Genomic DNA, 22,160 nt, shown 5'->3' on the forward strand with positions numbered 1-22,160 from the left:
TGTGACACAGGGAACGAAGGAAGACATGACCGACACCACCGCCGCACCCGCGCCGTCACTGCCCGCCGAGCGCGCGGCATCCTTCGCCCTGGATGGGCCGGTGGACGTCGCCGTGCTCGTCGTCACGTACAACAGCGCCGACGACCTCGACGCCCTCATCGACGACCTCCGGCGCGAGACGGCGGGCACCCGCATCCGCGTGATCGTGGCCGACAACTCGTCGTCCGACGACACCTGGGCCGTCGCCGGCGCCCACCCCGACGTGGTGCGCCTCCGCACCGGGGGGAACCTCGGGTACGCCGCGGGCGTCAACGCGGCCACGACGCGGGCGGGTGATGCCGAGGCGATCCTCGTGCTCAACCCCGACCTGAGGCTCGTGCCGGGAGTGATCGCCACCCTCCTCGCAAGACTGCGCTCAGATCCTTCGATCGGGGCCGTGGTGCCCCGCATCGACGATGCGGACGGACACCTGCACCACTCGCTGCGACGCGAGCCGACTGCCGTGCGAGCGGTCAGCGACGCCGTCTGGGGCCGGGCGTGGAGGAGCCGACCCGCGGCCCTGTCGGAGCATGTCCGCACCGACGCCGCCTACGCGGAACCCGCGGTCATCGACTGGGCGACCGGTGCGGCGCTCCTCATCCGCACGCGTGCTGCTCGGAGCGTCGGCGACTGGGACGAGAGGTTCTTCCTCTACTCCGAGGAGACGGACTTCCAGCGGCGTCTGCGCGGCGCCGGATGGCGGATCTGGTTCGAGCCGTCGGCGCGCGTCGTGCACCGCGGCGGGGGCTCGGGCGTGTCCGACGAGCTCGTCGCCCTCACGATCGTCAACCGCGTCCGCTACGCCGACAAGCACCTGGGCCGTTCGGCGGGGCTCTTCCGTGCCGCCGTCGTCGTCGGCGAGGAGCTGCGTCGCGATCCGACACACGCCCGTGCGCGCTGGGCGCTGCGACGCCGTGCGCGCTGGGCGGCGCTGCCGCGGGCGCAGAAGGATGCCGCTCCGGGCGATGCCGAGGCACCGGCCTCGCCCGGAGCGGTGACGATCGACCACGTGTTCGTGACGCGGTTCAATCTGCCTACGGCGGGGCCCGAATCGCTCGTGCGCGCCCGCGACGGATGGCTGCGGGAGCGGGTCGATCTCTTCGAGCGGCACACGGTTCCGTCCGTTCAGCGCCAGCACGCCCCCGGGCTCGCGTGGATCGTCTACCTCGACCCCGAGAGCCCGACCTGGCTGCTCGAGCGACTCGCGCCGGCTATCGCCGCCGGGATGTTCACGCCGCTGTACCGGGAGGAGGTCGGGTGGGCCGATGTGGCCCGCGATGCCCGCGCCGTGACGGGCGCCCGGGGCGACCTGCTGGTGACGACGAACCTCGACAACGACGACGCCCTCGCCGACGACTTCGCCGCGCGCGTGCAGGCGCTCGCTCGACAGCACGGACGATCGGCGATCTATCTCTCGAACGGGCTCATCGCCCGCGGCGACGAGCTCTACGGACGACGCGACGACCACAACGCGTTCTGCAGCGTCGCCGAGTCGTGGGAGGCCCCGGGAACCGCCTGGCGCGATTGGCACACCCTGCTCGGCCGTCACTACCCTGTCGTCACCGACCGGGGAGCTCCGGGCTGGCTGCAAGTCGTCCACGGCGGCAACGTCAGCAACCGCGTCCGCGGACTCCGCACCTCCCCGTCACGGCACCGAGCCCTGTTCGGCGCCGAGCTCGACGTGCTGCCCGAACCCGGGCTCGGGGTGGTTCTCGTCGATCGCCTGGTGCGTGCGCCGCTGCGCGGAGCGCGGGAGGTCGCGCGTTCGGCGGCGAAGAACCTCGTGCTCCACGTGTTCGGCAAAGCTACGGTCGACCGCGTGAAGGACCTCCTCAGCGCCCGTCAGTCCTCGCCCCGCGACGCCGTTCGCTGAAGCGATTCGGCGAGCCGGGCATCGGTCTCTCCCACCGTGCGCAGCGCGCAGCACAGACCGATGAGCAGGAAAGGCAATCCCGCCGCGATGGGGAACTGCAGCCCGTCGAAGAACGCGTAGAGCACTCCGATCGTGATCAGCGAGGCGGTGAGTGCGCGCCCGGCGAGGAACACGTCGTCCTGCCCCGAGACCTTGCCGGCGTGCCAGGCGCTCCACACCCCCGATCCGAGGACGGCCGCGAAAGCGAGGACTCCCAGCACGCCGAGCTCGACGGCGAGAAGCGCCCACTGGTTGTCGAAGATGTAGTACCGGGGCAGGAAGATGCCGAACCCGTTGCCCACGAGCGGCGAGGTCGAGATGAACTCCCCCGCCCGGTCGAGTCCGTCGACGCGCGATGAGGTCGACGAGTCGTTGCCGATCCCCGCGAACAACCCCACCATGGTGCCGAAGAGACCGGGCACGGCGACCACCGCGACACCCGCGAGCGCCGTGCCGCCCACGACGACGAGCGCGCGGAAGCGGCGTGGGATGCCGGGGATGGTCGCGACCACCGCGACGACCATGCCGATGATCGCGGAGCGGGAGACGGCGAGCAGCGACGACAGCCCGATGAGGGCCACGGGGATCCACCACCGCAGCACTCCGCCCCCGCCCGTCCGCCGGAAGCCTCGCGAGATGGCGGTGGCGAGCGCCAGCGGGAGGATCGCGCTGAGCGCGGTCGCATACTCGAGCGGATGCGTCGCGGTTCCCGACGAACGCGTGAACGCGCCGCGCGCATCGACCCCGCCCTGCTCCAGCGACAGGCCCGGAATGACCGAGAACACGTCGAGCAGGGTCTGGCCTGTGACGAACTGGGCGATGCCGAGCGCGGCGAGCGCACCGCCCGCGATCACGAGACGCCGGATCATCCGCGACACCTCGTGCATGGTGCGAAGACCGTCCATCGCCACGAGCGCGACTCCCGCCCAGGAGAGCAGACGGAGGACGGCGGTGATGGCGGGGCTGATCTGATCTGCCGGCTGACCGCGCAGGAGCGCGGCCGTGAGGCTGACCAGCGCGATCACGATCATCGCGCCCATCGCGAGGCGCACGGGCTGCGCGATCCTGCGCACGTCGAGGCTCGGCGGCTGCAGCCGGCTGAGGCCCCACCAGGCGAACAGGAGCAGACCCCAGAGCAGCGACGGCCGTCCGATCGCGGCGAGCGCCCCGACCGTCAGGTTCGAGGGCACACCGAGCAGCAGCACGAGGTAGACCGTGAGCATGGCGCTCGCGTCCCACCCGCGCCTCGACCCGCCCGCGCGGGCGCCGGCGGCGAGGGGCGGGGCGTTCTCCGAGAGGCGCGCGATCGCGCTCATGCCGAGCGCCGCGCCCGCACGGGTCGGCCGGTGGAACGGCCGCGGGTGGTGAGGTGCGAGGTCGCGGCAGCGGCGGCGTCGGAGTCACCCGAGGCGCGGGGGGCCCACCCCGCATGCGACAGCACCCGTGCGGGCTCATGGGTTTCGGGGTCGGCGTCGTCCATCGGCTCCGGCTCAGCCGCAATCACGGCATCCCCATCGGCGCCGGCCGGCTCCTCCGATGCGGCGTGGGCGACGGCTCGCCCGTCTGCCGCGTCAGGCGTCGCCACGGCGGCGCCCGCCGCATCGGCATCCGCGGCGTCGGCCGCGTCGGCATCCGCGGCGTCGGCCGCGTCGGACGCGGCATCGTCGGCATCCTTCCGGCGCTTGCGACGCGCCCGAGCGACGACGAGGCCGTCGACTCCCACCGCCAGCACGAGCGTGAGCGCGACGGCGCCCAGACCCGCCCCCGCCGCCGCGATCAGCCGATCGCGCTGCATCAGCACACTCGTCTCGTCGATCGCGACCGGGATGATCTTGATGCGGCTGGCCGCGCTGATGTCCTCCTGATCCTGCAGATCGCCGAGCACCCGCGTCGTGCGGGTGACGAGGCGGGCGAGCACCGCCTCGGCGTCGGCGTCGCTGCCGGCGGTCACCGAGACGAGGATGAGCGGCCCCGACGCGCTCGGGTCGCGCGAGACCTCGACCTCGACGTTCGGGCGGTCGCCGACGACATCCTCGATGACGTTGCGCGATCCGAGGGCGCGCACGACCACGTCGGCGGCCTGCGTCAGCCCGCCGATGTAGATGTACGGGTTGCCGCCATCGGGCACGCTCGCCGTTCCGGGGAGGAGCATCTGCGTGGCGGAGCGCTGGTACTCGGGCTTCTGGACGTGCCACATGCCGACGGCGAGCGCCGCGGCGGCCAGCAGCCCCGGCACGACGATGTACCACCTGCGCAGCAGGCTTCTGAGTGTTTCGGCGATGTTCATGCGGTTACCCCCCGGTGACGCGGTGTTCGGTCGGACCGGCGCGCTCGTCGCGCCGGAGTCAGGAATCGGTCGAGTGCCGTCGACGCCCAGGCGGCGACGAGGATGCCGGCGATGCCCATCGCCGTGAAGGCGATCAGCTGCGCCGAGCGCGACGGGACCACGTGCTCGATCTCCGTCGTGAGTGGTGCCACGGTGGCGGTGAGCCGGTCAGCGGCATCCGCCCCGGCCGCCGACTGCTGCCCGTCGGCCACTTCGGCGATCCGGGCGAGCGTGCGCGCCTGGGTGGCCTTGACCCACTCCTCGGTGCGGCCGACGATCTGCACCTCGATCTCGGCCTTGGAGTAGTTCGTCGCCCACTGGCCGCCGAGGTTCGGCAGGCCGATCCACACGCCCTCGCGCACACCGGCGCCGTAGGCGGGCGCGTCGGCGGCGGCATAGGTGTCGGCGGGGCGCCCCCCGTTGACGACTTCGGCGACCGACGCGGCGAAGCCGATCACGCTCGCGTCGCCGAGGCCGCTGTCGGGCAGGAGCGACGCCTGACCGGGCAGCGTGAAGAGCACGACGGTCCGGGTCACGTAGAGTCCGCCGTCCCGGGCGAAGCCGGCTGCCCCCGCCGCCGCGATCAGGAGGACCACGACCCCGACGTACCAGCGGCGCCCCATCGTCCCGAGGAGGTCGCGGAGGGCGGTGCGAGACCCGCGCCCGCCCGTCTGGACGACACGCGTCGCATCCGTCTGCTGCCCGTCGCCGCTCACGGCACGGGCGCTGAGCGTCGGCCCGCTCACGAGATCACGTCCTGAGAGACGGATGCCGGAGCGATGACGTCCAGGAGCGCGTGGGCCGTGTCGTCCCACGTGGCGGTCGGCCACGCCGCCAGGCCCGCAGCGCGCTCACTCGTGGCGCCGGCGACCGCCGCCTCGAGGGCCTGAGCGAGCGAGCCGGGCGTCGGAGCAGCCCAGCTCGCGTGCGGGTTGTCGAACACCGCCCGGGCGCCGTCGAAGTCGTTCATCACGGGGATCGCCCCCGCGGCGGCCAGTTCGGCGGGCACGAGCGAGACGTTCGTGAAGGAGAGGACGAGGCCCGCGGCGGCGGCGTTGTAGAGCTCGTTGAGCGCATCGGGAGAGAGGTAGCCGTGGTTGCGGACCCGGAGACCCGGCTCCCGCATCGTGTCGCCGTAGACGTCGATGGGCACCTCGGGCGCCCGCCGCTGGAACTCGCGGAGCGCGAGGACCCCGAGCCGGTAGCCCCGACGATCGTTGCCGGTCTTCGCGAAGAAGACCACTCCCTGCCGCCGCGACGCCGGCGCGAGCAGTCGGTAGGTGGTGCGGTCCGTCCCGTACGGGATCACCCGGCAGGCGACGCCGAGCTCGTCGGCGACGCGCTGCGCGACCATGGGCCCGAGCGCGATGTTCTCCACCGGGAAGCGGTACGAGTCCTCGGCCAGCGCACGAAGCGACCCGCGCGCGTAGAAGTCGGGCTCGTAGTCCTGGAGCAGAGCGAACCGCTCGACCGGGAGCTCCGCCGTGCGCCGGGCCATCACGTGCGCCGTCTGCCACGCGGAGGCCACGACCGCATCGAGATCGTCGAGCGGATCGTCGATGTCGCGCACCTCGCAGTCGAGCCAGGGCCAGCCGCGGCGAAGGCGGTCTAGGTGCGTCGCAGTGTCGCCGCCGTAGCGGTCGTAGAGGAGGAGGGTGTTGCGGTGCCCGGCGCGCTCGGCGGCCGCCAGCATCCGGAAGAACGTGGTGTGGCCGCCCGATCCCGGAGTCGGGGGGACGACGACCCAGCCGATCCGCCGCGCCCCGCCGGGAGCGCGGCCGGCAGCGGGCCGGAGGGGACGGGTCGAATCCCACACGTCGCGGTCGTGCAGGGGGAAGTCGAGCTCCCCGACACCGGCCCGGTCGGCGAGGCGGCGAAGGGTCACCTGGAGGAGGTGACGGGGGCTCTTGCCCGACAGGCGCCGCCACAGCGCGCGAGGCGAGATCACGGTCGGCATGGGTCAGCTCCTCCGGATCCGGACGCGGATCTCGGCACCGAGGTCGCGCATCGCGCCCGGCAGGAGCAGCCGCGCGGAGGCGAGATGGACCGCGAGCACCACGACCCCGACCACGGCGACCGCGGCGAGCGGCGGCCACGACCCGAGGGCCCCGAGCACCAGCCAGCCCGCCGCCGCAGACGACGCCATGCAGACGAGGGCGGCGAGCGTGCGCCGGGCGACCGACCACAGGCGTGCGCCGATCAGCCGGCAGACGAGCACCGACCGCACCATCGTGGCGACCGCCGCGACGACGACGAACCCGAGGGCCACCGCGACGATGCCCTGCCACACGAGCACGGCCGTGACGGCGAGGGTGATGACGTCGACGACGGCCGCGTAGCCGAGCCACCGACCCGGCCGGCCCGCGCCGAGGAACAGGCCGTGGTCGAGCGTCGCCGTCACGGTGAAGATCGCCGCGACCGCGAGCGCCGAGGCGACACCGGCCGTGTGGGTCCACTTCGCGCCGAACAGGAACGGCACGAGGACGGGCGCGGCGACGGCGATGACGGTGAGCGCCGGGGTGATCACGGCGTAGGTCAGCGACAGCGCACGGTCGTAGCCGCGCCGCAGCCGCTCGGGGTCGTCGCGCACCTGGGCGAACACGACCGTCGAGACGGGCGCGATCGCGGCGCCCGCGACCTCCTGCGTCGTCTGCACGAGCCGCTGGGCGACCGTCATCCGGCCGAGGGCGCCTGCCCCGAGGACCGTCGCGATGAGCGCGTTCTCGGCCCAGACGCGGCCCGCCGCGATGAGGTTGATGCCCACGACGCTCGACCCGAACCGGAACATGACGCCGAAGTCGCGGCGACTGAACTGCCGCGCCGGTCGCCATCGGGACGTGACCCAGGATGCCGCGAGGATGATCGCCTGGGCGATCACCGTCTGCGCGACGAGGGCCCAGACCCCGAAGCCCGAGAACGCCAGGATGATCGCTGCGATCTGCGCGATCACGGCCGCCACGACCGCCTGGATGGCGAGGACGCGGAAGCGCAGGCCGCGGCGGAGCAGCGCCACCGGCACGGCGGAGGCGCTCACGAACAGCACCGCCGGACTGATCGCCGCCATGACGGCCGCGACCCCCGCGATCCCGAACATCGACTCGACGAGGGGCGCCGACGCCGCGACGAGGCCGGCCAGGACCACCCCCGAGCCCACCGAGTACCAGAAAGCGGTGCTCGCGAGCCGCGGGGTGACGGCGGCGACCTGGGTGAGATAGGCGCCGAACCCGAGATCGGCGATGAGCGACACGAGCGAGATCACGGTCATCGCGACCGCGACGACACCGAAATCAGCCGGCTCCAGCAGGCGCGCGAGGATCACGAGCGTGACGAATCCGCCCGCCTTCGCAACCCACGTCTGCGCGGTCAGCCAGGCGACCCCCGAGGCGGCGTTCGAGCCGAGGGATGCCGGAGCGCGGTCGGTGACCACCATGGCTCAGTGCCGCACCGCGCTCAGGAGCGCCTCGATGACCCGCTCCTGCGCGTCGCGGGTGAGCCCGGGATAGATCGGCAGCGAGAGGATGCGCCCCGCCTGAGCCTCGGCCCGGGGAAAAGCACCGGCGTCGCCGAGGCCCCGCCGCGAGAACGCCCCCAGCAGGTGGATGGGCCGGGGATAGTGGATGGCGACGCCGATGCGCGCCGCGGTCATCTCGGCGAAGACCCGGTCGCGCTCCGCCACCTGCACCACGAACTGGTGATAGACGTGCGCCGAACGCTCCCCCGCGACGGGCAGCTGCACTCCGGAAACGCCGGCGAGCCGGAGCCGGTAGTGATCGGCGACCGCGCGGCGCTCCTCGTTCCACTCGTCGAGCCGGGCGAGCTTGGCCGACAGCACGACGGCCTGCAGGGCGTCGAGCCGTGAGTTGGTGCCGATCACCTGGTGCTCGTAGCGCTCGATGCCGCCGTGGTTGCGCAGCATCCGCACCGCGTGCGCGATCGTCTCGGAGCTCGTCGAGACCCCGCCCCCGTCGCCGTAGGCGCCGAGGTTCTTGCCGGGGTAGAAGCTCGTGGCCGCGACATCGCCGAGCGCGCCGGCGAAGATCCCGTCCCGCACGGCGCCCTGGCTCTGGGCGGCGTCCTCGATGATCGCGATCTCGGGCCCGGCCACCGCCCGGATGGCGGCGACGTCGGCGACCTGACCGTACAGGTGCACGGCGATGACGGCGCGGGTGCGCGCGGTGAGCGCGGCGGCGACCGTCGCGGCATCCATCAGGAAGTCGTCGCCGGGGTCGACCAGAACCGGCGCGGCGCCCACGAGCACCACGGCCTCCGCGGTCGCGACGAAGGTGTTCGCCGGGATGATCACCTCGTCGCCCGGGCCCACGCCGACGGCGCGGAGGGCGAGGACGAGGGCGTCGGTGCCGTTGCCGACGCCGACGACGTCGGAGACGCCGAGGTAGTCGGCGTACGACCGCTCGAAAGCCGTGACGTCGGGCCCGAGCACGTACGCCGTCGTGGCGAGGATGCGGGCGAAGCCGTCGGCGACGATGTCGGCGACCTGGTGGTGCTGGTAGGCGAGGTCGAGCATCGGGACGGCAGGCGCGGTGAGGGTGGGCGTGGTCATGATCGGTCGAGGCTCCGGGAGGTGATCGGGGCGGGCCGCGTGGCCGAGCCGCCGGATGAGAGGGTGGCGCGCAGGGCGGCGAGGGGCACGGATGCCTCGGCGTCGCCGGCTGCGGCGAGGAGCCCGTCGACCTCTGCGAGGAGGGTGCGACGGGCCGTGTCGAGCCGGTCGAGGGCTGTCGGGAGCGCGGCGCGGGTCTCGGGACGAGCGAGCACCCGGAAGGCCGCGTAGCGTTCGCGGATGTCGGCTTCGCGGCTGCCGAAGTCGGTGAGGTGCATGTTCTCGCCGTGCACCCGGTAGTACGCCTGCACGGGTCCGTGGATCTGCCCGACGTCCCACATCGAGGCGACCCGCAGCCAGTACTCGAGATCGCCCGAGTGCGGGAGCGCGGCCGTGTACCCGCCGATCTGCTGCACGGCGCTCGTGCGGAGGACCGCTTCGGGCGACGCGATCGGGTTGTAACCCGAGGCGGCGATCGACGCGATCCATTCGTCACCCGTCCACCGGCGCCAGGCCGAGTAGGGCCGGGTGCGCTCGGGGCGGGGCGCATCGTCGTCGGCGAACGTCGCGATCGCGCCGTAGACGAGCCCGACACGAGAGTGCCGTTGCATGAGCGACACCGCGCGGCCGAGCGCTCCGGGAGCGATGACATCGTCGGCCGAGACGAGCGAGACGAATTCGGTGTCGACGGCGGCGAGGCCGTCGTTGTACGTGGCGATGTGCCCCCGGTTGGTCTCGTGGACGATCGCGCGCACCCGCGGTTCGCGCCGGGCCAGCCGCGCGGCGACCTCGCCCGACCCGTCGGGCGAGGCGTCGTCGACGATGATCACCTGAGCATCGACCCCGGGCTGCGTCAGCACACTGTCGACGGCGCTCTCGAGGTAGTGCCCGTAGCGGTAGCAGGGGATCACGACCGTGACGGTCGCGCCCCGGCGCGGGCGGCGGGGAACCGACAGCCGCATCATCGCCGCACGCTCGCCGTCGACGGGTCGAGGGCCCGGGCGGGGACACCGGCCCAGGTCTCTGCGGCCGGGACGTCGGAGAGGACGACGGCGCCCATCCCCACCGTCGCGGACGAGCCGATGCGAACCCCCTGGCGCACCGAGGCGTTCATGCCGATGTAGGCGCGTTCGCCGACGGTCACACCCCCGCCGAGAGTGACCCCGGCGGCGAGGGTGACGACGTCGCCGAGGACGTCGTCGTGAGTGACGATGCAGCCGGGCATGAGCACGACGTGGGCGCCGATGCGCACATGCGCGGTGACCACCACGCCGTCGAGGACGATCGTCCCGGGTGCCACATCGCTCGTGCGGCCGATCCGCGACGACGGGGCGAGGAAGGTCGCGTACCGCTCTTCGCCGACCCCGGCGCGCGCGAGGCGTGCCACGACGTCTGCGCGCGCGCCGCTCGGACCGACGCAGACGAGCAGGCGTTCGCTGCGACCGGATGCCGCCTCGATCGGTCCGAGCACGGGCACCCCGTCGAGGGTCGTGCCGTGGCGGGCGGGATCGTCGTCGAGGATGCCGGCGACGCCGGTCATCCCCGCGGCGAGCACCTCACGGGCGAGTCCACTCGCCCCGAGGAGGAGCACTCCGCCGCTCATGAGACGACGACCGCAGGGTCGCGGAGCACTGCGATGACGCGGTCCTGATCGGCATCCGACAGCGTCTGGTACACCGGCAGGATCAGCGTGCCGTCGGTGACCCGCTCGGTTGCGGGCAGCCCGCCCGCGGGCACGAGGTGCCGGTAGGGCGCCTGGCGGTGCGCGGCCATGATGCCCCGCCTCGCGGAGATGTCGGCGGCCGCGAGGGCCTCGAGCAGGCCGTCGCGGTCGGTCGGGTACTCCTCGAGCACCTCGACCCAGAACGACTGCACGTTGCTCGTTCCCCAGGCGGGGTCGACGACCGCCCGAAGACCGGGGATGCCGCGGAGCGCCGCCCGGTAGCGGTCGGCGATCTCGCGCCTCCGGCGAACGATCTCGGGCAGGCGACCGAGCTGGACGAGCCCGACCGCGGCCTGGAGATCGGTCATCCGGAAGTTGTAGCCGACCTCCTCGTAGACCTCGGCGGGCGGGAGCACCGATCCGTGCCGGTCGGCCGCCGACACGCTCATCGCGTGTTCGCGGAGGCGGCGAGCGCGCGTGGCCCAGGCGCTGTGCGAGGTGGTGAGCATGCCGCCTTCTCCCGTGGTGAGGAGCTTGCGGGGGTGGAACGACCATGCGGCGATCTCGGCCCCGGCGCCGACGGGCCGGCCTTTGTAGGTCGATCCGGCGCCGCAGGCGGCATCCTCGATCACGACGATGCCGCGCGGGTCGGTCACCGCGCGGATCGCGTCGAGGTCGACGGGCACGCCGCCCTGGTCGACGACGATGACGGCGGTCGTTGTGGGGGTGAGCGCCCGCTCCACCGAGGCGGCGGTGACGTTGCCGGTGATCGGGTCGACGTCGGCGAACACCGGGTGACCGCCGACGTAGCGCACGGCGTTGGTCGTCGCCACGAACGACAGCGACGGGATGACGACCTCCTCGCCCGGCTGCACGCCGGCCACGATGAGTGCGAGGTGGAGGGCGGTCGTGCAGCTCGTGGTCGCGACGGCGTGGGCGGCGTCCATCGCCTCGGCGAACTGCTTCTCGAACAGTGCGACCCGAGGCCCCTGCGCGACCCACCCGCTCGCGATGACGTCGGCGACGGCGTCAGCCTCCTCCTGGCCGAGCCAGGGGACCATGACGTTGATGCGCTCGCTCATCGGGCCACCGCCACTCGCCCGGTGGAGATCTCCTCGCGAAGCGGCTGCCACCATGCGACGAGCCGGCGGAGCCCGTCGTCGATGCCGATCTGCGCCTCGAACCCGAGGTCGTCACGGGCGGCACGCGTGTCGGCCAGTCGGCGGACGACGCCGTTCACGGCGCGCTCGGGGCCATGCGCGACCGGAAGGTCCGATCCCATGACCCGCAGAAGTGCCTGCGCGAGCTCGAGGAGGCTGGTCTCGGTGCCGCTCGCGACGTTGTAGGTGCCGTCGACGATGTCGCTGCGGGCGGCGAGCACGTTCGCCCGGGCGATGTCGGGCACGCACACGAAGTCCATCGTCTGGAGGCCGTCGCCGAAGATGAGCGGCGGCTCGCCGTCGGCGATGCGCTCCATCCAGCGCACCAGCACCTCGGTGTAGAGCCCGTGCACGTCCATGCGGGGCCCGTAGACGTTGAAGTAGCGGAGCAGGACGTAGTCGAGCCCCTGCATCGCCCGGAAGCTGCGGACGAGTCCCTCGTTGAAGGTCTTCGCCGCGCCATAGAGCGTGTCGTTGTTCTCGTGGTGGTGGCGCTCGGTGGTGGGGAACTCCTCCGCCATCCCGTAGACCGACGCACTGGATGCCGCGATGAGCTTGCCCACCCGGTGTCGCGCCGCCGACTCGACCACGTTGAACGTGCCGTCGACGAGCACCTCGAGGGCGAGCCGCGGCTCTTCGGCGCACTGCGTGATGCGGATCGCCGCCTGGTGGAACACGACGTCCTTCTCGGCGACCAGGTCGTCGACGAGGCGGGCGTCGCGAATGTCGCCCTCGATCAGCTGCACGCGACCGCTCGAGAGGGCGTCGTCGAGGTTCGCCTGACGGCCTCGGACGAGATTGTCGAGCACGTCGACCGCCGCGACCCCCTCATCGAGCAGAGCATCGACCAGCGTGGACCCGATCGTGCCCGCCCCACCGGTGACGAGGACGCGGGCCCCTTCGAGCCGGGTCACGCCGCCAGCTCCTCGTTCGCACGTGCACCCGTCACGGGGAACGGTGCACCGAAGGCCCGAAGGCTTCCGGCCGCGGCATCGAGGACGGAGAGCACCCGGAGGCCGGCTGCGCCGCTCGTGCGCGAGGCGCGCTGCTCGCGGATCGCCGCCGCGAACTCGGTGACGACGGCGCCGAGCGCTTCACGCTCTTCGAGGGCCGGCGCCCAGGTGTCGCCGAGCCGGTAGGAGATGTTCGCCGCACGCCGGTCGCTCGCCGTCGCCGAGGAGACCGTCTGCACGTCGACACCCCGGTCGTACACGCTGAGGCGCTGCTGCGGGTTCAGGTCGTCCCAGACGAGGGTGCGACGGGTGCCGCCGATGACCATGCGCCGGATCTTGGTCGGGCTGAGCCAGTTCACGTGGACGTGGGCCATCGCGCCGCCTTCGAGCGGCATCGCCAGGTAACCGACGCAGGCCTTTCCGGTGCCGAGCGGGTCGGAGCCGTGGGCGGAGACCGAGGTCGCCGAGAGCCCGCCCGGGAGGACGAAGTCCATGATCGACAGATCGTGCGGTGCGAGGTCCCAGAACACGTCGACGTCGGGCTGCACGAGCCCGAGGTTGATGCGCACGCTGTCGACGAAGAGGATGTCACCGAGCGCCCCGTCAGCGATGAGCTCGCGCATCTTCAGCACGGCAGGCGTGTAGCAGTAGGTGTGGTCGGCCATCAGCACGAGTCCCCGCTCGTGTGCGCGCTGCACCATCTCCCCTCCCCGCTCATGCGTGTCGGCGAGGGGCTTTTCGACCATGACGTGCTTGCCCGCATCGAGCGCCGCCATGACGATCGCGTGATGCGTGCGCGCCGGTGTCGCGATCGCGACGGCGTCGATCGACGGATCGGCCAGCACCGCGGTGAGGTCGGCGGTGGCCGGCGCTCCCCCGACGCCGTCCGCGACGCGGCGAGCGCGATCGATGTCCAGGTCGCAGATCGCTGCGAGATTCCATTCCTTGCTCGCCCGCAGATTGCGCGCGAGGTTCGGTCCCCAATATCCGGCGCCGATGACAGCGACGTTCAACCGTCCATTCACGGTGTACTCCCCCAAGTTCCCCAAGTGTTCTTCTGTGTGGTGCGGCCGGTGCCGCTAACTGGATGGCGTGAACGACACGTCCACCCAGTAGTTGTGCGACGAGGTGTTCCCCGGAAAACCTCGCGAGTAGGTGTAGGCGCTGCCGTTCGCGGGCAGCGCGAAGGGCCCGACGACGGTCGGTTCGGCGAGCGCGCCGATGTCCACGGCGTATCGCCCCGTCGTGCTGTGGAGCCCGACGCGGTATTCGGAACCGGCGACGAGCCGGATGGGGTCCGGGAGCGTGACACTCTGCCATCCCTCCGCGGTCGCATCGGTGACCGGGATCTCCGCGAGCTTCTGCTCGTCGGGACCCCACAGGTAGACCGTGTGGTCGCCGGTCGCGGCGGACCCCTTGTAGAAGCGGATGCCGGTGGCATCCCCCGTCTGATCGACGCTGAACCGCGTCGCGACCTGCACGCCCTCCGGGTCGTTCCAGAACGGATGCTGCGGGCTGCCCACGCCGAAGATCGTCGTCGCCTGCCGGACCGGCGGCTCGGTGATCGTGGTGAAGGACCAGGTCGCCTCGGCGGGCGTCTGCCCCGGTACGGCGACGACGGCAGTGTACCGGCTCGACCAGGCGAGCGGCTCATCGGGCGTGAAGACGACCGTGCGCGTGGCGGCGTCGAACACCGACGCTCCGGCGAGCGCTCCGCCGGGGCCGGTCATGACGAGGGCGGCGTCGTCGACGGCGGCCAACAGCCGCGCGCTCACCGTGGCGGTCGGGGCGACGTCCACGTCACCGGGCGCAGGCGTCTTCTCGACGACACGGAGATCGGTCGCGGCGGGAGTGGTCTGCGGGTCGGGCCCGCCAGGGGTCGGCGTGGGCGTCGGCGCGACCTCGGGGCTCGGCGTGGGCTCAGGCGTCGGCGTCACCTCGGGCGTCGGGGTCGGCGTCGGCGTCGGCGTCGGCTCAGGCATCGGAGTCGGCTCAGGCGTCGGCGTCGGCGTCGGCTCAGGCGTCGGCATCGGCTCAGGCGTCGGCGTCGGCTCAGGCATCGGAGTCGGCGTCGGCTCAGGCGTCGGCGTGGGTTCGGGTGTCGGCGTCGGAGTCGGCGAGACCTCCGGGGTCGGGCTCGGCGCCGCGGCGCCGAACGTGACCTCGGCGTCGACGAAGTACGAGGTCGACCGCCAGGACTGCGTGGGACGCTGGCCGTCGGCGCCGTAGGCGAACCGCCCGTTCTCGCCGCCGGGAGCGGCGAGGTGGCCGTTCTCGACGGGCGCCGCGAAGTACCCGGCCGCCGAGGAGTATCCGCCGACCGGGGCGAAGTATGAGACCGCGTAGGTCTGGCCGGGCACCAGCTCGACGGGAACCGACAGCGGCGCGCTCTGCCAGCCGCTCGCCGTCTCGTTCGCGAAGGTGACGCGTGCGAGCTCGGTGCCGTCCGGCCCCCACAGCCGGCCGACGTGGGTTCCGGTGTTGCCCGGTCCCTTGTAGAAGCGGATCGCGGTCGCGTGACCTCGGTACGCGACCGTGAATGCCGTGCCGACCGTCACGGGACCGTCGTCGGCGGTGGCCGGAACCGCAGGGATCTCCGCCCCGAAGAGCGTCTGCACGACGCCTTCCAGCTCGGGCGGCACCGTGGTGAACTCCCAGCTGTCGAGGATCTGACCAGCCAGCCGCACGGTGGCCCGATACGTCGTCGCGCGGGCGAGAGGCGCGTCGGGGGCGAACGAGACGGTCGTCGTCGCGGCATCGTACGAGCTCGTCCCGGCCACCGCGGATCCGCTGCGGCGCAGGTCGATCGTCGGCGCCGGGGCGTCGGCGCTCAAGGTGGCGCGAATGGCGCCGTCAACAGGGGCATCCGTACCGGAGGGCGACCGCGACTCGATCACGAGGGGCGGCTGCTCGGCCGTTCCGAGTGCGACGTCCACGTCGACGAAGTAGTTCGTGGCGTTCCACGACGAGACGGGCATCGCATCGCCCGCGCCGATCCGGAAGACCCCGTTGCCCGGCGCTCCCGCCGTCAGCGGGCCGCTCGACCGCGGCGACGAGAAGCCCCCGGCCGCGTAGGAGTAGCGCCCCTGCGGCGAGAAGTACGACACGGTGTAGGTGCGGCCGGGCACGAGGTCGACGGGGATCGACAGCTGCGCACGCTGCCACCCGGACGTCGTCTCGTTGCGGAACGTGACGCTCGTGAGCTCCTCGCCGTCCGGACCCCAGAGGCTCCCGGTGTGGGTGCCGGTGTCCCCGGTTGCTTTGAAGAAGCGGATGCCGGTGACTCGGGCCGCCGCCGAGGTGGAGAACGACATCCCCAGTTCCAGCGCGGTGCCCTCGTCGGCGGCCCGGACGGTCGACGGGGTCGCGTCGCCGAAGAAGGTCACCGTGGCGGGCAGAGTGGGATCCTCGGCGGTCCGGAACGCCCAGGTGCGCCGCGCGGCCGTTCCGGAGTCGGAGGTCGCACCCGTCACGGCGACGACGATGTCCGCGGCGTACGGCAGAGCCGCGTCAGGCGTGAAGGTCGCGGTCCGTGCATCCGCCGACAGTGACACCGCACCCGCGATGGCGTTGCCGCCGGCACGGAGGAGGAATTCGGGCTCCTTGACGAGGGGCTCCGCGAAGGTCGCCGACACCGCGGTCGCGGCGTCGACGCCGGTCGCCCCGGGAGCAGGCGTCACGGAGACGAGGGCGGGACCGGCGCTCGTGCGTTCGAAGACGGGGGTGACGAAATAGCTGGACGTCGACCGCTGCGAGGGGTAGCCCGCGCCGTAGGTGAACGATCCGCCCTGTGCCGGCACCGAGATCGGCCCTCGTGAGACCGGGCCCGCGAAGGCGCCGGGCGTCACGGAGTACCCGCCGGACGGGGCGCGGTACGCGATCACGTAGGCGGAGCCCGGGGTGACGGCGATCGGCGCGTCGAAGACGGCGGTCTGCCACCCGGATGCCGTCTCGTCGCTGAAGGTGACGCGAGCCAGTTCCTTCTGGTCGGGGCCCCAAAGCGTTCCGACGTGCGTGCCGATGTTCGCCGCCCCCTTGTAGAAGCGGAGGCCGGTGATGAATCCCGCGTCGGACACGCGGAACTCGGTGCCCACCGTCACCGGAGAGGTGTCTCCTGCAGACGCGATCGAGGGCACATCCGCGTCGCCGTACAGCGAGCACGGGCAGACGGTGTCAGGGTCGATCAGCGCGGCCGTGGTGAACGTCCACTCGCCCGGTTCGAAGGCGGCGTCGCCGACGGCGTCGGCGCTCACCGACACCGTGTACACGGTCTCGGGGGCGAGCTCTGCGGTGGGAGCGAACCGGAGCCGGCGCGAAGACTCGTCGTACGAGAAGGTGCCGTCGACGGCGACGCCCCCCGCGGCGGTCACGGTCGCCGCCACCGACGACGCGAACACCGGTTGCGTGAAGGTCGCGGAGATCGCGGTGTCGCGCGCCACGCGCGTGGCGCCCGCGGCAGGCGTCTGGGCTGACAGGCGCACGGGCGAGGTCGCGGCGGAATCGAACGAGATGTCGACGAAGTAGGTGGAGTCGCGGTGCGACTGCGTCGGCAGCGCACCGGGGAACCCGTAGACCCCCGGCGAGGCCGATCCGGTTCCGGGGGCGAGCTGCAGCGGCGTCGACGTGCGTGCGCGGTAGGGCCAGGTGTACTGCTCGTAGGCGTAGCCACCCTGCGGCGCCGTGTACGAGACCGTGTACTGACGGCCGGCGACGAGATCGACCCCGGCGTCGAAGCGCGCCGACTGCCATCCGGTCGCGGTCTCGTCGGCGAACGTGACCGTTGCGAGCCGCTCACCCCGCGCCGACCACAGCGACCCCGTGTGGGTGCCGCGGTTGCCGGGACCCTTGTAGAAGCGGACGCCGGTGGCCACGCCGTCGACGCTCGCGGTGAAGCGCATTCCAAGTTCGATCGGCTGGGTGTCGGTGACGCTGGCGATCTCGGGCACGGTGCCTCCGAAGACCGACGCCGACCCCGTCACCGTGACGTCGCGTCGCGCGCCGGTGGCCGAGAAGTTCGCGCTGTCGTCGATCGCGCGGGCGATGATCGTGGCGGAGCCGAGCCCCTGCTGCACGTAGCGGTACGACCAGGAGGAGGTGCCGGTGGCCGCGAACCAGGAGCGTCCGCCGTCGGTCGAGACCTCGACGCCGGCGACGACGCCGGCGTCGTCGGAAGCGGTGCCGGTGACCGTCACCACGTCGCCGTGGGCGATCGTCGCGTCGGCCGCCGGCGACGTGATCGTCGTGGTCGGAGCCTCATCGTCGTCGCTCGCGGCGGCTCGGACGAGGCCCGTCATGAGAGAGCCGGGCTGAGCGCCCATGTCGGCGAGCAGATTGACCTGAGCCTGCTGCATCCGCCGGTCGGCGGCGGCGCCGTTGCCGTCGTGGGTCTCGTCGAGACCCCACCCCCACTGCACGCTGCCCGCGGAGAAGACCAGCGCATCGCTGGCGGCGCGGTAGAGGGTGAGGTGATGGCGAGTGGTGCCCTCCACGACCGTGTTGCCGTAGTCGGTCAGGTACTCGGGCGTCGGGCCGAACGTCGTCGAGAGGCGGATGAGCCCGGGCGGGCTGAAGCCGTTCTCCATCACCTCGTCGGACTCGTACCCGACGGTGTGCGGCGCGAGCGGGGTCGACGAGCCCGCGGGCATGTCGCTCAGCCCGGTGCTCCGCCACAGGCGCATCTGCGCCTCATCGCTCGAGACGGTGACGGGCAGGTCGCTGTGATTGGCGACGTAGATCGTGCCGGTGAGCGCGTTCTCCGGCGAGTGGCCACCCTGGCCCGCGTCCGCGAACCGCGGATCGCGCCAGGTTCCCGTCCACTCCTTGGCAGGATCGATCTTCGCGTCGTCCCAGGTCTCCTTGTACGACACGAGCGTGCGGTGGTCGGTGCGCGACGCGTCGGCCGACGGCTCCCACCGCGTGCGCCAGTACATCTCGTTGCCCGACAGGAACTGCAGGTTCACTCCGGCGTCGCGCGCGGCCTCCACATTGCGGCGCTGCGCTCCCGACCAGTACTCGTCGTGCCCGACCGAGAGGAACACCTCGTGGTTGAGCAGTTCCCCGCCGCGCCGGTCGGTGTCGACGCCCGCGAGGTAGCTGACGTCGTAGCCGTTGCGCTCCATGAACCGGACGGTGGCGTACTCGGAGCTGAAGTAGAAGTCGCGGGCGGTCACGCCCTGACGGGTCGCGAAGGGGCGGTTGTAGCTGATCTTGTAGGCGCGCCCGTTGGCGGCACCCTGGTAGAAATCGGAGCCGCCGTACGAGTTGTACGCCTGCCAGCTGCTGTCGGAGGTCTGGAAGAGCACGTCCGACGTGTTGCCGTCGTTTCGGACGATGAAGATGATGTGGCTCTGCCCGCCGGTGTCGGTGCGGGCGAGCGAGGCGATGTACACGCCCGACACGGCGGTGCTCGGCACGTCCCACGTCGCCGAGACGTCCCAGGTGCCGCAGTCGTACAGCTCGGTCTCGGTGTCGGAGATGCACTCGGGCTGAACCTGCGGGAGGGATGCCGACGGGTCGACCTCGGCGATGTGACGGGCGCCGAGCCCCTGGTACCAGCCGGTGCGGTAGATGTCGATCGTGTAGTCCGCGGCGTCCGTGTCGATCTTGAAGTCGATGGCCGACCCCGCGTTGACGCTGATGTCGGTCGCGAATCCCTGGATGGTGGGGTCGCCCGCGCCCGAGACGTCCCACACCCGCGGATCGGTGCCCTCCTGGCGGTTCTCGCAGACGATCGGGTTCACGTCGGCGCCGCACGGGCTCGACGCCTGCGCGGCCGGCGCGGGCACAGTGGCGACGAGGGTTCCCGCGACGATCGCGACGAACGCCAGGAGGGCGCTCCATCGAAGCCGTCGGCGCTGCCGTGTCTCGGGGCGGATCATGCGCGGGTGCTCCCAGCGTGGCGGGCGACGGTGGCCTTCGGGCGCGTCGTCAGGTGGTGGGCCAGACGCACGGCGAGCGCGGCGGCGAAGAAGGTCGGGTTGGCCTCGGCCGACGTGGTGAGCACGCTGCTCGAGGCGATGAAGAGGTTCTCGGTGCCGTGGACGCGGCACTCGGCGTCGACGACCCCCTGGGCGGGGTCGTCGCTCATGCGGGTGGTGCCGATGCTGTGGAATCCGTCGGTCGTCTGCTCCCAGGCAAGGGCGCGGATGCCGGCTGCGTCAGGGGCCGCGTACTCGAGCCGGCCGAGGCCCGCCCGGCGCAGTTCGGCGTCGAGCAGTTCGTGGCAGCGGAGCAGCGAATCGACGTCGGCCTCGAGGTAGCGGTAGTCGACGCGGAGCACGTCGCCTCCGGCGGCGTCGCGGACGAGGGTGACCCGGCTGTCCGGGTTCGGCAGCTGCTCACCGTGATAGTGGAGCGCGTACCGTCCGCCCGCGTTGCGCAGGAGGAACCCGGGCTTGCGGACGCGTGACAGGTAGCGCCGCCCGATGATGTCGACGACGTCCGCGGCGGCGCGCCACGGTGCGCGGACGATGTTGCCGATGTGCGCTCGCAGGCGGTACGGGCGCGGTCCGACGTGGCGGAGGCGGATGCCCTCGGCGAGGATCGCGCGACCGATCGGCGGGATCGCGATACCGAGGAAGACCGCCGACAGGGTCGCGTTGCGGTGCTCGGCCTCGTAGAACGCCGGGTTGTCGAGGTAGAAGCTCGTGTTGAGCAGCCGGTGACGGCGCTGAGCGGCCTCATCGAGCGTGAAACGACGGCGGACGTAGGTGTCGACGGCGTCGCGGACGAAGTCGAGGTCGGCCGCCGAGGCCGGGTCGGTGAGCACGATGTCGGCGATGCTGCCGGTGGCGTGGCCCATGTAGTACCGGCCGAGCGGCCCGTCCTGCCCGCCGAAGGCCGACGCGTGGTCGCGCTGCGCCCGCAGGAGCAGTCGGGTGACCTCGAGGCCGCCCATGGCGAGCACGGAGGAGGCGGCGCGGATCGGCATCCGCTCGCCGCCGCGGATGACGGCGAGCTCCGCGACGACACCGTTGTCGCCGGGGAACTCGACGCCGGCGAGTCGGGCACCGAGCAGAGCGGTGACCCGGGGGTGCGCGAGGACGCGCGCACCGAGGCGCGGGCCCAGCTTGGGCCGGCGGGCCCAGCGTTCGAGGTTCGACATGCGGAACTCGTCGAGCCCGGCCCACTCGGGGGCGTCTGAGCGGAACACGGGCGCGCCGCAGTCGAGGTGACGCGCAGCCGCCGCGAAGAAGGGCTCGACGTCGCCCAGTCGGATGGGCCAGTCGCCGCTGCCGGGCACGTAGTCGCGCGGCTCGAGGTCGATCGGCTCGAAGGCGACGCAACGGCCGCCCCACAGCCAGGACGTGCCCCCGACTCCCTGACGGGTCGTGAGCTCGAGCGGCGCGTGGCGCGCGAGGTCGACGATCTCCGTCGACTCCCCCGGCACCGGAACGCTCTCGCGGCGACCCGACCGGTCGTCGCCGGCATCGACGAGCAGCACCCGCGCGCCCGCCTCCGCCGCCTCCATCGCGAGGGCGAGACCGACGGGACCGGCGCCGACCACGCAGATGTCGTATTCGCCCTCGGGGCGCTCATCCGCAGAGAGCACGCTCATGCGAGCACCTCCGCACCCTCGCGGGTCGACGCATCGCGCTCCCAGATCGGTCGCGCGGCGCGGGCGGCCCGGCGCGCACGGCGGCGGGAGACCAGCGTCAGGGCGACGTAGACGACCGCGTCGACGGCATCCTTCGGTGTCCGCACCGATCGCACGAGAGCGCCGGCCCGGGCTCCGGTCGTGGCGGCGATGCCGATCTCGACGTAGCCGCGGCGCTGCCGGGCGAGCACCGCGAGGAGCGCCCCGCTGTCGCGCGGCGTGCTCACCCGCATCGGGTCGGTGTCGACGATGCGCTTCTCGGCGGGCGAGAACTGCGCGTCGAACCACGAGTCGTCGGCCGTGACCGTCGGAAAGGCGTCGAAGCGCTCGTGTCCGAGTTCGTTGGTGGCGTACCCGCCCGCGCCCCAGAGCCGCTCCGGCGGCGCGGGGATGCGGGCCCGGGCGCGGTAGTACGCGCGCACCGGCGCCGTGGCGCCGGTCGTGTCGTAGACGTACGGCGGGCGGGCGGCGAGCACGCCCGGCTCGGCGAGTGCGGCGAAGACCGCGAGCACGGCGCCCGGCGTGATGTCGATGTCGGCGTCGAGGTAGAGCCGCGGCCACAGGGTCGCCGTGCGGTCGCCGAGGTTGAGGCCGGCGGGCTTCGACGCCTCATCGGTCTCGGCCACCCGCACACCCGCGAAGGCCCGGGCCCGGTCGGCGGTATCGTCGCGGCATCCGTTGCACGCCACGATGACCTCCACGCCGCCGAGGGCGGCAAGCGGGGCGAGGGCCGACAGGGTGCGACTGATGACCGCCGCCTCATCGTGCGCCGGAATCACCACGGCGCCGCGAGCGATGACAGAGACCGCCGCGTGCCAGGGCGTGCGTCGCGCATCGCCGCGGTGGCGCGCCACCGAGACGACGGCGCCGTCGATACTGCGCGTCGATTGCGCTGCCGGTCCGGCAGCGATCCCCAAGATCCCCATGCTCATCCCCAAGTGCACGCACAC

The 22,160-nt window shown here is 72.4% G+C and carries 15 protein-coding genes; 1 reads left to right on the plus strand and 14 read right to left on the minus strand.

What is annotated here, in order from left to right; translation table 11 throughout:
- Nucleotides 1-25 precede the first annotated feature (25 nt).
- Nucleotides 26-1,912: a glycosyltransferase gene (locus ACJJV7_RS02465; RefSeq protein ID WP_405372079.1), complete on the plus strand. Its 1,887-nt coding sequence runs from the start codon at nucleotides 26-28 to the stop codon at nucleotides 1,910-1,912.
- Here the strand turns inward: ACJJV7_RS02465 and ACJJV7_RS02470 are convergent.
- From ACJJV7_RS02470 to ACJJV7_RS02535, 14 genes are read right to left on the minus strand one after another with little or no spacing between them, the layout of a single operon-like run.
- A complete protein-coding gene (locus ACJJV7_RS02470) occupies nucleotides 1,882-3,267 on the minus strand; it encodes an O-antigen ligase family protein (RefSeq protein WP_405372081.1) in 1,386 nt (461 codons plus the stop codon). The genes ACJJV7_RS02465 and ACJJV7_RS02470 overlap by 31 nt on opposite strands.
- Entirely contained in the window at nucleotides 3,264-4,238 is a 975-nt protein-coding gene (locus ACJJV7_RS02475; RefSeq protein WP_405372083.1) for a hypothetical protein, read from the minus strand. Before ACJJV7_RS02475 ends, ACJJV7_RS02470 begins: the two co-directional genes overlap by 4 nt.
- A complete protein-coding gene (locus ACJJV7_RS02480) occupies nucleotides 4,235-5,023 on the minus strand; it encodes a hypothetical protein (RefSeq protein WP_405372085.1) in 789 nt (262 codons plus the stop codon). Before ACJJV7_RS02480 ends, ACJJV7_RS02475 begins: the two co-directional genes overlap by 4 nt.
- Complete coding sequence (locus tag ACJJV7_RS02485) at nucleotides 5,020-6,234, minus strand: glycosyltransferase family 1 protein (RefSeq protein ID WP_405372087.1); 1,215 nt, start codon at nucleotides 6,232-6,234, stop codon at nucleotides 5,020-5,022. The genes ACJJV7_RS02480 and ACJJV7_RS02485 overlap by 4 nt, the downstream gene beginning before the upstream one ends.
- A 3-nt stretch (nucleotides 6,235-6,237) precedes the next feature.
- Nucleotides 6,238-7,707 carry a lipopolysaccharide biosynthesis protein gene (locus ACJJV7_RS02490; protein WP_405372089.1) on the minus strand — a complete coding sequence of 490 codons (1,470 nt, stop codon included), beginning with the start codon at nucleotides 7,705-7,707 and terminating at the stop codon, nucleotides 6,238-6,240.
- A gap of 3 nt (nucleotides 7,708-7,710) precedes the next feature.
- Entirely contained in the window at nucleotides 7,711-8,838 is a 1,128-nt protein-coding gene (locus ACJJV7_RS02495; RefSeq protein ID WP_405372091.1) for a DegT/DnrJ/EryC1/StrS family aminotransferase, read from the minus strand.
- A complete protein-coding gene (locus ACJJV7_RS02500; protein WP_405372093.1) occupies nucleotides 8,835-9,803 on the minus strand; it encodes a glycosyltransferase family 2 protein in 969 nt (322 codons plus the stop codon). Before ACJJV7_RS02500 ends, ACJJV7_RS02495 begins: the two co-directional genes overlap by 4 nt.
- Nucleotides 9,800-10,441 (minus strand): acetyltransferase, encoded by a 642-nt coding sequence (locus tag ACJJV7_RS02505; protein WP_405372095.1) that lies wholly within the window; start codon nucleotides 10,439-10,441, stop codon nucleotides 9,800-9,802. The genes ACJJV7_RS02500 and ACJJV7_RS02505 overlap by 4 nt, the downstream gene beginning before the upstream one ends.
- On the minus strand, nucleotides 10,438-11,583 hold the full coding sequence (locus tag ACJJV7_RS02510; protein ID WP_405372097.1) for a DegT/DnrJ/EryC1/StrS family aminotransferase: 1,146 nt from the start codon (nucleotides 11,581-11,583) through the stop codon (nucleotides 10,438-10,440). The genes ACJJV7_RS02505 and ACJJV7_RS02510 overlap by 4 nt, the downstream gene beginning before the upstream one ends.
- Nucleotides 11,580-12,575 (minus strand): NAD-dependent epimerase/dehydratase family protein, encoded by a 996-nt coding sequence (locus tag ACJJV7_RS02515; protein ID WP_405372099.1) that lies wholly within the window; start codon nucleotides 12,573-12,575, stop codon nucleotides 11,580-11,582. The genes ACJJV7_RS02510 and ACJJV7_RS02515 overlap by 4 nt, the downstream gene beginning before the upstream one ends.
- On the minus strand, nucleotides 12,572-13,639 hold the full coding sequence (locus tag ACJJV7_RS02520; RefSeq protein ID WP_405372101.1) for a Gfo/Idh/MocA family protein: 1,068 nt from the start codon (nucleotides 13,637-13,639) through the stop codon (nucleotides 12,572-12,574). The genes ACJJV7_RS02515 and ACJJV7_RS02520 overlap by 4 nt, the downstream gene beginning before the upstream one ends.
- A gap of 54 nt (nucleotides 13,640-13,693) precedes the next feature.
- On the minus strand, nucleotides 13,694-19,492 hold the full coding sequence (locus ACJJV7_RS02525) for a DUF4082 domain-containing protein (RefSeq protein WP_405372103.1): 5,799 nt from the start codon (nucleotides 19,490-19,492) through the stop codon (nucleotides 13,694-13,696).
- On the minus strand, nucleotides 19,489-21,171 hold the full coding sequence (locus tag ACJJV7_RS02530; RefSeq protein ID WP_405372105.1) for a GMC family oxidoreductase: 1,683 nt from the start codon (nucleotides 21,169-21,171) through the stop codon (nucleotides 19,489-19,491). Before ACJJV7_RS02530 ends, ACJJV7_RS02525 begins: the two co-directional genes overlap by 4 nt.
- Nucleotides 21,168-22,142 (minus strand): glycosyltransferase, encoded by a 975-nt coding sequence (locus tag ACJJV7_RS02535; protein WP_405372107.1) that lies wholly within the window; start codon nucleotides 22,140-22,142, stop codon nucleotides 21,168-21,170. The genes ACJJV7_RS02530 and ACJJV7_RS02535 overlap by 4 nt, the downstream gene beginning before the upstream one ends.
- Nucleotides 22,143-22,160: the final 18 nt, after the last annotated feature.

The sequence above is a fragment of the Microbacterium sp. Ld4 genome, from assembly GCF_045066555.1.
Taxonomy (GTDB): Bacteria; Actinomycetota; Actinomycetes; order Actinomycetales; family Microbacteriaceae; genus Microbacterium.